General features: G+C 70.6%; 12 protein-coding genes. 8 read left to right on the forward strand and 4 right to left on the reverse strand.

All coding sequences use genetic code 11. The annotated features are described in order from the left end of the window. Nucleotide 1: 1 nt before the first annotated feature. The 5 genes from AB0I15_RS18230 to AB0I15_RS18250 are packed head-to-tail and all read left to right on the forward strand — an operon-like array spanning nucleotide 2 to nucleotide 5,618. On the forward strand, nucleotides 2–1,021 hold the full coding sequence (locus tag AB0I15_RS18230; protein WP_358096240.1) for an SDR family oxidoreductase: 1,020 nt from the start codon (nucleotides 2–4) through the stop codon (nucleotides 1,019–1,021). Further along, nucleotides 1,018–2,292 carry a DUF4910 domain-containing protein gene (locus AB0I15_RS18235; RefSeq protein WP_358096243.1) on the forward strand — a complete coding sequence of 425 codons (1,275 nt, stop codon included), beginning with the start codon at nucleotides 1,018–1,020 and terminating at the stop codon, nucleotides 2,290–2,292. Before AB0I15_RS18230 ends, AB0I15_RS18235 begins: the two co-directional genes overlap by 4 nt. Continuing rightward, the gene (locus AB0I15_RS18240; RefSeq protein ID WP_358096246.1) at nucleotides 2,293–3,261 is read left to right on the forward strand and encodes a hypothetical protein; all 969 of its coding nucleotides are present in this window, start codon (nucleotides 2,293–2,295) and stop codon (nucleotides 3,259–3,261) included. A gap of 12 nt (nucleotides 3,262–3,273) precedes the next feature. Next, nucleotides 3,274–4,746 (forward strand): oligosaccharide flippase family protein, encoded by a 1,473-nt coding sequence (locus AB0I15_RS18245; protein WP_358096249.1) that lies wholly within the window; start codon nucleotides 3,274–3,276, stop codon nucleotides 4,744–4,746. Then, entirely contained in the window at nucleotides 4,743–5,618 is an 876-nt protein-coding gene (locus AB0I15_RS18250) for a glycosyltransferase family A protein (RefSeq protein WP_358096252.1), read from the forward strand. Before AB0I15_RS18245 ends, AB0I15_RS18250 begins: the two co-directional genes overlap by 4 nt. On the opposite strand, the gene AB0I15_RS18255 is transcribed toward AB0I15_RS18250, so the two are convergent. Further along, nucleotides 5,619–6,431: a 2OG-Fe(II) oxygenase gene (locus tag AB0I15_RS18255; RefSeq protein WP_358096256.1), complete on the reverse strand. Its 813-nt coding sequence runs from the start codon at nucleotides 6,429–6,431 to the stop codon at nucleotides 5,619–5,621. It lies immediately after the preceding gene. A gap of 297 nt (nucleotides 6,432–6,728) precedes the next feature. Here AB0I15_RS18255 and AB0I15_RS18260 point away from each other — a divergent pair, with 297 nt between their 5' ends. Next, a complete protein-coding gene (locus tag AB0I15_RS18260) occupies nucleotides 6,729–7,652 on the forward strand; it encodes a hypothetical protein (protein ID WP_358096259.1) in 924 nt (307 codons plus the stop codon). Nucleotides 7,653–7,654: 2 nt separating this feature from the next. Here the strand turns inward: AB0I15_RS18260 and AB0I15_RS18265 are convergent, their stop codons facing one another. Beyond that, complete coding sequence (locus AB0I15_RS18265) at nucleotides 7,655–8,521, reverse strand: DUF6492 family protein (protein WP_358096262.1); 867 nt, start codon at nucleotides 8,519–8,521, stop codon at nucleotides 7,655–7,657. Nucleotides 8,522–8,638: 117 nt separating this feature from the next. On the opposite strand from AB0I15_RS18265, the gene AB0I15_RS18270 reads away from it, so the two are divergent. Further along, nucleotides 8,639–9,400, forward strand: coding sequence for a hypothetical protein (locus AB0I15_RS18270; protein WP_358096265.1), 762 nt, complete (start codon nucleotides 8,639–8,641; stop codon nucleotides 9,398–9,400). Continuing rightward, nucleotides 9,397–10,746: an O-antigen ligase family protein gene (locus tag AB0I15_RS18275; RefSeq protein ID WP_358096268.1), complete on the forward strand. Its 1,350-nt coding sequence runs from the start codon at nucleotides 9,397–9,399 to the stop codon at nucleotides 10,744–10,746. The genes AB0I15_RS18270 and AB0I15_RS18275 overlap by 4 nt, the downstream gene beginning before the upstream one ends. On the opposite strand, the gene AB0I15_RS18280 is transcribed toward AB0I15_RS18275, so the two are convergent. Both AB0I15_RS18280 and rfbC read right to left on the reverse strand, forming a co-directional pair. After that, on the reverse strand, nucleotides 10,698–11,705 hold the full coding sequence (locus AB0I15_RS18280; RefSeq protein ID WP_358096271.1) for a hypothetical protein: 1,008 nt from the start codon (nucleotides 11,703–11,705) through the stop codon (nucleotides 10,698–10,700). The two genes, AB0I15_RS18275 and AB0I15_RS18280, sit on opposite strands and share 49 nt — an antisense overlap. A 13-nt stretch (nucleotides 11,706–11,718) precedes the next feature. Next, the gene (rfbC, locus tag AB0I15_RS18285) at nucleotides 11,719–12,264 is read right to left on the reverse strand and encodes a dTDP-4-dehydrorhamnose 3,5-epimerase (RefSeq protein ID WP_358096273.1); all 546 of its coding nucleotides are present in this window, start codon (nucleotides 12,262–12,264) and stop codon (nucleotides 11,719–11,721) included. Between the last annotated feature and the right edge of the window lie 10 nt (nucleotides 12,265–12,274).

Below are 12,274 nucleotides of genomic sequence, written 5' to 3' on the forward strand. Positions count from 1 at the left end.
CGTGCGGATTCTCCTGACCGGGCACCAGGGCTACCTGGGCGGCGTCATGGCCCCGGTGCTGTCCGGTGCCGGGCACGAGGTGGTCGGCCTCGACTCCGGCCTGTTCGCCGACTGCGTGCTCGGCCCCGTGCCCGCCGACCCGGCGGGCCACGCGGTGGACCTGCGGGACGTGACCCCCGATCTGCTGACCGGCATCGACGCCGTGGCGCACCTGGCCGCGCTGTCGAACGACCCGCTGGGCTCGCTGTCCCCCAGGCTGACCTACGAGATCAACCACCACGCCTCCGTCCGGCTGGCCAGGCTGGCCAGGGAGGCCGGGGTGCGCCGGTTCGTCTACGCCTCCACCTGCTCGGTCTACGGCGCCTCCGGGGGCGACGACCTGGTGAACGAGGACGCGCCGCTGCGGCCCGTGACGCCGTACGCGGAGTCGAAGGTCCGGGTCGAGGACGACCTGGCCGAGCTGGCCGACGGCGACTTCACACCGGTGTTCATGCGCAACGCGACGGCCTTCGGGTTCTCGCCGCGGCTGCGGGCCGACATCGTGCTGAACAACCTGGTGGGCCACGCCGTGCTGACCGGCGAGGTGCGGGTGCTGTCCGACGGCACGCCGTGGCGGCCCCTGGTGCACGCCGAGGACATCGCCGTGGCGTTCCTGCGCGCGATCGAGGCACCCCGGGAGGCCGTGCACGCCAGGGCGTTCAACGTCGGGACCGAGCGCAACAACGTGACGGTGGCCGAGATCGCCAAGGAGGTGGTCGCCGCCGTGCCCGGGGCCGAGCTGCTGATCACCGGCGAGACCGGCAGCGACCCGCGCTCCTACCGGGTGGACTTCGCCCGGGTGCGCGCGGCGCTGCCCGGCTACGAGGCGGCCTGGACGGTCAGGGCGGGGGCGGACGAGCTCGTGGCCGCGTACCGGACCTACGGGCTGACCAGGGCCGGCTTCGAGCGGCGCTACACCCGGCTGACGCGGCTGGCCGACCGGCAGGCGGCGCGCACGATCGACGCGGAGCTGCGGCCGTGACCGGGGAGGAGATGCACGCCCTGGTCGAGCGGCTGTATCCGATCTGCCGGAGCATCACCGGCGACGGCGTGCGGCGGACGCTGGAGATCATCGGCGAGCACCTCCCGCTGACGGTCACCGAGGTGCCGACGGGGACCGAGGTGCTGGACTGGACGGTGCCCAAGGAGTGGAACATCCGCGACGCCTACGTCAAGGATCCCTCGGGGCGGCGGGTGATCGACTTCAGGGAGTCGAACCTGCACGTGGTGGGCTACAGCGTGCCGGTGTCGGGGACGTACACGCTGGAGGAGTTGCGGCCCCGGCTGCACACGCTGCCCGACCAGCCGGACCTGGTGCCCTACCGGACCGGCTACTACGCCGAGACGTGGGGGTTCTGCCTCAGCCAGAACACGCTGGACGGGCTCGGCGACGGGCCCTACGAGGTGCTGATCGACTCGACGCTGGCGGAGGGGTCGCTGACCGTCGCCGAGCACGTCGTGCCCGGCCGGCTGCCCGACGAGGTGGTCATCTCCTGCCACGTGTGCCATCCGTCGCTGGCCAACGACAACCTGGCGGGCGTCGCGGTGGCGGTCGCGCTGGCGGGGGCGCTGGCGGGCCGGTTGGAAGAGCCGCGCCACACCTACCGGTTCCTGTTCATGCCGGGGACGATCGGGGCGATCACCTGGCTGGCGCTCAACAGGGAACGCGTGCACCTGGTCGCGGCCGGCCTGACGCTGGCGTGCGCGGGGGATCGGGGGGCGCTGACGTACAAGCGGAGCAGGCGGGGCGACGCCGAGATCGACCGGGCCGTCACGCACGTGCTGCGCGGGCGGCCGCACCGGGTGCTGGACTTCTCGCCGTACGGGTACGACGAGCGCCAGTTCTGCTCGCCCGGGTTCGACCTGCCGTTCGGCGGCCTGACCAGGACGCCGTACGCCGGATACCCGGAATATCACACCTCGGGGGACAACCCGGGGTTCGTCGCGCCCGAAGCCATGGAGGACACCCTCGACGCCCTCGTCCAGGTCGTCGAGGTGCTGGAGGGCAACCGTACCTATCTCAACCTGAGCCCGTACGGCGAGCCGCAGCTCGGCCGGCGCGGCCTCTACGGAGCGCTCGGCGGCAGAAGCGACACGAAACAGGCCCAGATGGCGATGTTGTGGGTGCTGAACCTGTCCGACGGGGAGCACAGCCTGCTCGACATCGCCCGACGATCCGAGTTGCCCTTCGCCGCTGTGGAGGGGGCGGCCCAGGCACTGCTGGAAGCCGGACTGGTTAAGGAGAAGGCGTAAATGGACCTCAGGGTCGGAGACGTCGTGGAAGTGCGCGAGGAAGCCGAGATCTACGCCACGCTCGACGAGCGGGGCGAGCTCGACGGGCTGCCGTTCATGCCGGAGATGGTGCGGTTCTGCGGGCAGCGATTGACGGTGCACAAAGTGGCGCACAAGGTGTGCGACACGATCAGTCATGGCCGCATGCGGCGCATGGACCACGCCGTCCACCTGACCGGGGCCCGCTGCGACGGCGCCGCGCACGGCGGCTGCCAGACCGCCTGCTCGCTCTATTGGAAGACCGCCTGGCTCAGGAAGATCACCGAAGCGCCCGTGGCGCCCGCGCCCGAGCGCAGGCTGCTGCCGCTGCTCCAGGTCAGCACGCACCGGCCGCCCGGCGCGCTCGGCGCGGCACGCTTCGCCTGCCAGGCCACCGAGCTGCACCGGGCCACGCCCACGTGCCTGCCGCTGAAGGACGTCCGGCAGTACGTCACCGACGTGCGCACCGGCAACGCCGGGGTGCTGAAGACGCTGCGGGGCCTGTTCTTCGCCGTCTTCAACCGCTACCAGTCGATCAGCCGCCGGGTGCTGCCCGCCCGGCTGCGGTTCAGGGACGGGCTGCAGTGGGGCTGGGTGCCGAAGGGCCGGCCCGGCGCGACCCCGACGGGCACGCTCGACCTGCGGCCCGGTGAGCTGGTGCGGATCAAGTCCAGGCAGGAGATCGTCGCCACGCTCAACCACGAGCGGCTCAACAGGGGGCTCGGCTTCGAGGAGGAGATGGCCAGGCACTGCGGCAGGACGGCCAGGGTCGTGGCCCGCGTGGAGCGCTGCCTCGACGAGCGCACCGGCGAACTGCTGCAGATGAAGAACCCCTGCATCGCCCTGGAGGCGGTCTACTGCGAAGGGGTCTACAGCGTCAACTGCCCGCGCGAGTTCGTCCCGTTCTGGCGGGAGATCTGGCTCGAGCGCGTCGAGGAGCCCGTCTCCTGAGAAAGGCGTGGGATGGACCGAGTGCGGGACGCCGAGCAGCAGGTCGGCTCTCTCGGGAAGCTGGCCGGGCGCGGCCTGGGCTGGGGTCTGCTGGGGAACCTGGTCACCAAGGCCGGCTCCTTCGTGCTGTCCCTGATCCTGGCGCGCACACTGCTGCCCGCCGACTTCGGCGTCTACGCCGTCGCCCTGGCCGCCACGGCGTTCGTCATGTCGGTCAAGGACCTCGGCATCATGGCCGCGACCATGCAGTGGCGCGGCCGGCTGGAGGAGATGGCGCCGACGGCCACCGTGCTGTCGTTCGTGTCGGCCACCGCCCTGTACGGCGTCTTCTGGGTGACCGCGCCGGCCTTCGCCGAGCTGTCGGGCACCCCGCAGGCCACGCCGGTGATCCGGCTGCTGACCGCGATCATCCTGGTCGAGGGGTTCACCGCGGTGCGCTCGGCGGCACTGATCCGCCGGTTCGAGCAGGACAGGCTGACGCTGGCCATCGGCGCCGGCTTCCTGGTCAACGCGGTGCTCGCGGTGGTGCTCGCGGTCAACGGGGCGGGGCCGTACAGTTTCGCGGTCGGGCAACTGGCGCAGTCGGTGGTCACCGGCGTGATCGTCTTCGTCGCGGCCCGGCTGCCCGTCCGGCTCGGCCTGGACCGCGGCGTCGCGGCCCGGCTGCTGAGGTTCGGCGTGCCCTCGGCGGCCGGGATCGGCCTGGAGACGATCCTGCTCAACGCCGGCTACATCGTGGTCGGCGCCATCCTCAAGGACGAGACCTGGATCGGCTACTACCTGCTGGCCTTCAACATGTCGAGCTGGGTGCCCGGCCTGATCGGCCAGGCCGTGCGCAACGTCACCATCCCCGGCTTCTCGCGGCTGGCCGAGCACACCCCCGAGGCGCTGTCCGAGGGCGTACGCCGGGCGACGCCGCTGCTGCTGGGGGCCATCCTGCCGATCGCCGTCGTGATGTCGATCCTCGCCCACCCCCTCGTCCTGTTCGTCTACGGCGAGCCGTGGAACCAGGCCGCGGGCGTGCTGCGCTGGCTGGCGGTGATGATGGTGATCAGGATGCTGCTCGGGCTGGCGCTCGACATCCTCACCGGCCAGGGCGACACCAGGGCCACCGCCTGGATGAACCTCGCGTACGGGATCGTGCTCGTGCCCGCGCTGATCGTCGGCACGCACCTGCAGGGGATCCGGGGCACCGCCATCGGCCAGGTCGTCGCCGCCCTGTTCGTCGCGCTGCCGGTCGCGGCCTATTTCCTGCACAGGGCGGGCGTACGGCTGGCGCCGGTCCTGCCCGGCCTCGTCCGGCCGCTGCTGGCCGCCGGGGTGGCGGCGGCGGTCACGGCGTTCGTCGACCGGCTGGTCGCCGAGCATCCGCTGCTCGAGCTGCTGCTGGCCGGGTCGGCCGGCCTGATCGTGTACGTCGCGCTCGCCGTGCCGCCGGCTCGGCTCAGGCGGCTCGGTCACCTACGGAGAAAGGAAGTCGGTTGAACCCCGATGTGCTGGTCTCGGTCGGTCTGCCCACCTTCAACGGCGGCCGGCACCTGGAGAAGACGGTCCTGTCGGTGCTGGCCCAGGACCATGGCGAGCTCGAGCTGATCATCTCCGACAACGCCTCCACGGACGACACCGAGGAGGTCTGCCGGGATCTCGCGGCCACCGACGACCGCGTCGTCTACCACCGGCAGCCGGAGAACGTCGGCCCGATCGGCAACTTCACCACGGCGCTCAGACTGGCCAAGGGGACGCTCTTCCGGTGGGTGGGCGACGACGACACTCTCGCGCCACACTGCCTGTCGCGCTCCGTGGCCGAGTTCGCCCGGGACGAGCGGCTGGTCCTGGTGACGGCGCAGACCTCGTACACGGCCGACGGCGTCACCCACACCGGCCGCTACGAGGGCACCGCGCTCAACTCCGACGACCCCGCCGACCGCTTCGCCGAGATGCTGCGGCTGCTCACCGAGAGCTACGTCCTGATGGACCCGCTGTACGGCCTGCACCGCACCTCCGTCGCGCGGGCCGTCCCGCGCCCGGTGCTGGTGCGCGAGGACGAGATCGCCGCGGCCAGGCACGCGCTGGCCGGGCCGTGGGTGCACGTGCCCGAGGTGCTCTCGCACCGCAACTGGGCGGGCGCCAACCCGGTGAGGATGAGCGGAAAGCTGGCGCTGCCCGCCTGGCGTGGCTACTTCGCCACGCTCATCCAGGTCCGCGTGCTGCTCGGCATCCTCGACGAGACCGAGCTCACCCCCGACCAGCGCCGCCGGGCCAGGGCCGCGGTCTTCAAGCTGTACGTCTCCCGCCAGCGCCGCCTGGCGGCCAGAGGCGGGCGCAAGCTCGCCCGCCTCGCCCGCCTGTCGCACTGATCACTTGGCGCGTTCCCGGCGCCCGGCCAGGTCGACCAGCGCCGGAGGAGTCCAGCGCTTGAGCACCTGGCGGAGGTTGCTCTTGTACCGCTCGCCGGGACGCTCCTTGAACAGGGTCGTGTGCTCGGCGTTGATCTCTTCGTCGGGGCGGCCGTTGGAGTAGTAGTACAGCGCCATCGAGCGGCGGGCCCGCTCCGGCGGGCAGGTCAGGGGGTCGGGGTGGCCGTGGTTGGCGTCGTCGGTCGTGGCGAACAGCACGAACCGGTTGAACACCGGCAGCACCGCGTGCTCGCACGCGCTCATGTCCTGGTTCCACAGTTGCAGGTGGCCGCCGTAGCTCTCGTCCCAGTCCTTGTTGAGATAGAGCAGCCCGTTGAGCCGGCGGTCGAGGTCGAGCCGGCGGTGCCGGTTGAAGTCGGCGTGCACCTTCAGGAATCCGCCCGACCTGATCTGGTGCAGCCCGCCGCCCTCGAGATGCGGGTCGGGCACGAGCCGGTCGATACCCGTGAGCCGCTCCAGGAATTCGATGAACACCTGACCGTTGAACTCGGCCAGCAGGTGCCGCGTCGCCGGGCCCATTTGCTCGGTGTCCTGCAGGGCCAGCTTCACTTCCTTGGAACTGTCGAACTGCTGCCAGTCGGCGTTCTTGGGCTCGGGAAACTCCGAGAGCACGGGATCGAGGACGTTCTCCGGCAGGAAGTCGTCGATTACCACGTGCCGGAACGGCGAGGCGGCGCTGAATTTCGGACGCAGGCGGTCGGCCAGCGGGAACAGTTCGTCACGGCGGAAGGTGAACTCCTGCACTTCCTGCATTTTCGACTCCATCTGTTGTGCGACCCATATCTGGTAATCGTAGAAATGGGCCTGATTTGTTACATGGAATGGCCGTGTAACGACGTGTGAGGAGGTGCCCGGAGCATGTACGGAGCGTGTTCTCCGGCAGGTCCCGATCGGGATCGTGACCTGGGGCTCCATCGGGCGTAACGGGTAAGTGACTTTTTCGGATGAACAGTTGTGGGCAGGCACGGCCTACACCCTGTACACCAGGTCGGGCGGAATGTAGTTTTTCATTGGCGACCGGCTCGGAAAATGCCCGGGGGGCGGAGAAGCTTGGAGTTCTGGAAAGCCATCGTGAGCCTGGCGCGGCACAAGTTCATCGGTCCGCCGATCTTTGTGCTGGCGGTGGTGGCGGGGGTCGCCGGCTTCATCGTGGTGCCGGCGAATTACACGGCCGACGTGGTTTTGCTGCTCACCGGGCCGGGCAATCCGCAACCCGTCGCCGGCCAGCCGGCCACCGGGGGCAGAACGAATCCCCTGCTGATGGACAACGGCGGTTTACGTACGACGGCGGCGGCACTGATCATGGCCACGGGAACGCCTGAGGTGCTGGCCGAACTGGGCGCGCCCAAGGACGGCCCCGGCAAGCTGACGATCGACGACGGGAGCGGCAAACCCGCGCTGCTGGGCACCGGTGGACCGTTCCTGGCGATCACCGCGGAGAGCCCGACCGCCCAGGGCGCCCGCGACCTGGTCCTGCGGGCGCAGCGACGGCTGCAGGAGGAGCTGCTCGGCAAGCAGCGCCAGCTCATGGCGCCGGAGACCCTGTACATCACCATGGTCAACGTCACGCCGCCCTCGACGCCGGAGGCGGACAACAGCGCCAAGATCCAGACGTCGGGGCTGGCGCTGGCGCTCACCGTGGGGGCGGGGCTGGGCGTCGCCTACGTCTGGACGCGCAGGCGGCCGGAGCTCCTCCTGCCACGGCCCGCGCCCCCCGCCGAGGCCGTCACCGACGAAGACCCCGACCCCGAACCAGAGCTCGAACCCGAACCAGAGCCCGAACCCGAACCCGAACCCGCCCCTGAGCCCGAACCCGAGCCGGTGGCTCAGGCCGACGACGCGGAGGCTCCTCAGGAGGAGGAACGCGACGAGGACGCCACCGGCACCCAGTCGTTCAGGCAGGCCGTCGATGAGGATGTGACCGACACCCAGACGTTTCCCAAGGTCGAAGTCCCCTCACCGGGCAAGTCATGAGGTCAGCCGGCGTTCTCGGCGCACCGCCGGATGGCCGCCTGCCGCACCGGCAGCGGGGTGCCGGACTTGGCGGAGATCATCATGCCGATGGCCCGGGGGTCGAGGCGGTCGGCGAACGCCAGGGCGGACTCCTCGTCCAGCGGGGTCGTCTCCCAGTAGGTGTGGCAGATCGAGGTGTCGCCCGCCGGTGGGTCGCCGTGCGGCTCGTCGACGAAGACGCCGTACAGGATGAACTCGGAGATGTGCAGGCGGGCGTTGAACGCGTCCAGCCAGTGCCGCCCGGTCGTCTCGGTGATCCTGCGCTCCAGGGCGCGCACGACGGCGGGGTCCCAGAAGGCCAGCGAGTTCACGTAGTCGTGCAGCGGCGGCGCCGGTGCGGCGGGCAGGCCGAGCAGCTCCCTGGCCACCTGGTGCCAGCGCACGTGCCGGGCCATGCCCGCGTGCACGGCCCCCTCGTTCCGGTAGAGGCGGAGCCGCCCGTCCGTACGGAACTCCGCCACCTTCACCGGCCTGACCAGCACGACGTCGGAGTCGGCGATCAGCACCGCGTCCGCTTCGATCCTGGCGGTGGCCGCCAGCTTGAGCGCCTGCTGGAGCACCCAGCCGCGGACCGGCGGCCAGGGGCGCAGCGCGTTCACCCACATGTTGGCCCTCGGCACGGGAACGTAGCGGCGCGGCAGCAGCTCGGGAGCGGTCCAGATCCGGCAGCGCGGACCGGCGTGCCGGGAGAACAGCTCCTTGTCGGCCGGCGGGACGATCACGTGGTGCACGGTCTCGTCCGTCGTGTGTTCGAGCACCGACGCGTGCAGGTGGGCGAAGAGATCAGCATCGGGCCGGAAGCTCGGCGTCACAACGGCAAGCGCGGTCACGAAGGCTGCCCCCACTCTGCGGGCGCGGTCGGCCCACCCAGGCATATCGCCGCATCACAGGCATACGTAACATCGCTCGGCCGTCGGGACGATACCCGGATGTAGGGGGAAGGTCGCATGGACTTCTGGCTCACGGTGCTGGTCGTCGTCCGCCGCTGGTACGTCTCCATACCGGTGTTCGTCCTGGCCCTGGGGGTGGCCGCGGCGGTGTACTCGACGGTGCCCACGCTCTACACCTCCTACGGCGCTTTCGTGCTCACCACCCCCAGAACCGGCGCCAGCCTGCCCGTCTACCCCGGCACGACGAACGCCCCCGTGAACCCCCTGCTCAACTTCGACCGCGGGCTGACGGTGGCCGCCTCCATCCTGACCACCACGCTCAGCACCGGCGACACGGCCAGGGAGCTGGGCATCGTCCCGAACGGCGACACGGCCTTCAAGGTGCACAACGGCAACCCGAACGCCGAGGCGCTGGCCTCGGGACCGTTCCTGTTCGTCGAGGGGCAGTCGCTCACGCCGCAGGTCGCCCAGGACATCGTGCGCACGGTGATGGCCAGGGCCAGGACCGAGCTGTTCAGGAGCCAGCAGTACGTGAACGCGCCGCCGGTCACGTACATCACGATGACCGAGCTGGTCGCGCCGACGCCGCCCGAGCCGCAGACCGGCCGCAAGCTGCGCTCCGCCGTGGTGGCGCTGGCGCTCGGCGGCATGGCGAGCCTGTTCTTCACCTACGCCTTCGACAGCGTCGCGCAGGCGCGGCGCCGCCGCCGCGAGGGGCCGGTGTCCGCCCAGGAGGCGGCCGTGCGGGTGGACGAGCGGCTGCTGGCCGCCGCCGGCACGCACGTCAACGGTCACCTGACGGGGGAGAAGCAGGCATGACGGCGGCACCGGCGCTGCTCGGGACACCGCGCAGGGCCGACGCGGCCACGGTGCTCAGCGTGTTCGTGGTCACGCTGATGCTGATCCCCGCCCGCATGATCATCCGCGGCCTGCCGCTGGCGTTGTCGCTGGCCAACGCCATCGCGCTCATCGCCGGGCTGATGTGGCTGTGCGCGCAGCTCACCAGGACGCTGGGCGCGGCCAAGGGCCGCAACCCGGCCAGGACGGCGATGGCGCTCTACTTCGTCTCGGCGGCGGCCGCCTACGGCTACAGCACCTACGGCTACCTGCCCGCCGACGAGCTGAACATGGCCGACCACGCGCTCGTGCTGGTGCTGGCCAACGTGGGCGTCGGGCTGGCCGTGTGCGACGGCGTCAGGTCGATGGACCGCCTGGACTTCGTGCTCAAGACCATCGTGGTGGCGGGCGCTCTCATGGCGGTGGTGGGCGCGGGGCAGTTCCTGTTCAACTTCGACCTGACCAGGTACATGCAGGTGCCCGGGCTGCGGTACGTCATCGAGGACAAGTTCATCTTCGACCGGGCCGCCCTGCGCAGGGTGGCGGCCACCGCCGCGCATCCCATCGAGTTCGGCGTGATCTCCGCGATGATCCTGCCGCTGGCCGTGCACTACAGCTTCCGCGCCAAGGAGCTGGCCAGGCCCGCCCTGCGCTGGTGGGTGTGCACGGGCGCGATCGGCATGGGGCTGATGTTCTCGGTGTCGCGGTCGGCCATCCTCGGCCTGGCCGGGGTCGGGATCGTACTGCTGCTGGGCTGGCCGGTCCGGCGGCGCTTCCAGGCGATCGGGGTGCTGGCCGGCTTCCTGGCCGCGATCAAGGTGATCACCCCCGGGCTGCTCGGCACGATCTTCGGCCTGTTCCTGAACTTCTTCAACGACGACAGCATCGGCTACCGCACCCACGACTACGGGATCGCCGCCGACGAGATCGCCAAGCACCTGTGGCTGGGCCGGGCCATGGGCACCTGGTACACCCCGAAATACCAGACCCTGGACAACCAGTACATCCAGACGGCCATCGACATGGGGATCATCGGCGTCGCGGTGCTGCTGGGCCTGTTCGTGTGCGGGTTCGTCTGCGGCCTGCGGGCTCGCCATCTCAGCGCGGACCCCGGCGCCAGGAGCCTGGGCCTGACGCTGGCGGCCTGCCTGGTGGCCCCGGCGCTCGGCGCGGCCACGTTCGACCTGCTGTCGTTCGCGATCACCAGCGGCCTGATGTTCCTGCTGGTCGGGAGCACCGGGGCGCTGCTGCGGATGGCCAAGGAGGAGCGGCGCGCCGCTCACTTGCCGTTGCAGGTGAGCGGGCGCGCGATGGAGGTGACCCGGTAATCGTCATCGATCCTGACGATGAAGTTGTCCTCGAACTGGATGGACTTGCGGCAGTCGCCGGAGATGGGGGCGAACTCCCAGGTGCCGTCGACCACGAGGTTGTTCTTGACGATCAGGTAGCCCTGGATGTTGTGGAGCTGGATCGTGAAGTTGCCGCCCATCACCAGGTTGTTGGTGATGGTGACGTCCCTGGTGCCGTCGTCCTCACGGTCGTTGAAGAAGATCGGCGCGTTGTACGCCTGCACGTCGCGCATGTCGAGCGTGTTGTGGTCGAACAGCAGGCCCCGCCCGCCGTGGAAGGACTGGATGCCGTCGGAGTAGTTCTTGTCGCCGTCGGAGCAGAGCCGGGCGTAGGAGTCCTTGATGACGATGCTGTCGCCCGAGTCGCGGAAGGCGTCGGCGTGCCCCCGGACCTGCACCCGCTCGGCCGTGTAGTTGGCCGCGCCGATCGCCGGCACGGTCAGGCAGCCCTTCTCCGGGCCCACCGTGCTGTCGGAGATGCTGTAGATGTAGTGCCGGTCGTCGAACTGGGCCATGATGGCGCCGTCGATCCGGCTGTTGACGATCTTCACGTCGTCCGCGGCGATCAGCAGGTCACCGGTCACGTGTACGCCGTCGAGCACCGCGCCCTGGGTCTCGACCTTGTGGGCGGGGCCGTCGTTGGGCGCCAGCGTGGTCAGCTTCGTGCCCGGCGGCAGCCCGGTGCAGGCCGGCGTCGGGTGGTCAGGACACCGGCGGCCGTCGGGGGCGACCACGGGCTTGGCCGCGAACGTCGCCGCAGGCACGGCCGCGCGCGACGGCTGCGGCAGCGCGGACGGCGTCTCCGCTGCGGAGGGGGCGGCGGTGACCGTGACCGTGGCGGTGACGGTCGTGGTCACCCGGGGCGCGGCCACGGTGCCGCCCGAGGTGCAACCCGACAGCGCCAGCAGGACCGCGGCGCCGGCGATGAGACTGCGCATGGCTGGCTCTCTCCTACGTGAGACGGTCCACGAGCCGGGCCCACGTGCCCGCCTCGAGGTCCCGCGCGCTGATCGAGGTCACCGGGAGCGGCCAGTCGATCGTGAGCCCGGGGTCGTCGTAGCGCACCGACAGATCCTCGGCCGGATCGTGCTCCCTGTCGATGCGGTAACAGGTGTCGGCCTCGTCCGTCAGGGCCTGGAAGCCGTGCAGGAATCCGGCGGGGACGTACAGGGTGACGAAGTCCTGGTCGTCGAGGCGGATCGCGTGCTGCCGCCCGAAGGTGGGCGAGCCGGGGCGGATGTCCACGAGCACGTCGTGCACGGCGCCGCGCGCACACCGTACGAGCTTGGCCTCGCCGCGCCCGGACCTGCCGTGCATGCCCCGCACCGTGCCCCTGCGCGAGCGCGACTGGCTGTCCTGCGCGAACGCGGCCGGGTCGAGCCCGTGCTCGGCGGCCACCCCCGCGTCGAACGTCCGGGTGAACAGGCCGCGCTCGTCGCGGTGCGGCGTCGGCACGAACAGCAGCACCCCGGAGAGCGGGGTCCGCTCAACTCTCATGGAAGTCTCC

Source organism: Nonomuraea sp. NPDC050643 (assembly GCF_040654715.1).
In the GTDB taxonomy this organism is placed as follows: Bacteria; Actinomycetota; Actinomycetes; order Streptosporangiales; family Streptosporangiaceae; genus Nonomuraea.

Excerpts from the sequence above, each read along its gene's own strand:
- AB0I15_RS18240 (WP_358096246.1), top strand. The coding sequence starts at position 2,293 with ATGGACCTCAGGGTCGGAGACGTCGTGGAAGTGCGCGAGGAAGCCGAG.
- AB0I15_RS18270 (WP_358096265.1), top strand. The coding sequence starts at position 8,639 with ATGGACTTCTGGCTCACGGTGCTGGTCGTCGTCCGCCGCTGGTACGTC.
- rfbC (WP_358096273.1), bottom strand. The coding sequence starts at position 12,264 with ATGAGAGTTGAGCGGACCCCGCTCTCCGGGGTGCTGCTGTTCGTGCCG.
- AB0I15_RS18255 (WP_358096256.1), bottom strand. The coding sequence starts at position 6,431 with ATGCAGGAAGTGCAGGAGTTCACCTTCCGCCGTGACGAACTGTTCCCG.
- AB0I15_RS18275 (WP_358096268.1), top strand. The coding sequence starts at position 9,397 with ATGACGGCGGCACCGGCGCTGCTCGGGACACCGCGCAGGGCCGACGCG.
- AB0I15_RS18280 (WP_358096271.1), bottom strand. The coding sequence starts at position 11,705 with ATGCGCAGTCTCATCGCCGGCGCCGCGGTCCTGCTGGCGCTGTCGGGT.
- AB0I15_RS18245 (WP_358096249.1), top strand. The coding sequence starts at position 3,274 with ATGGACCGAGTGCGGGACGCCGAGCAGCAGGTCGGCTCTCTCGGGAAG.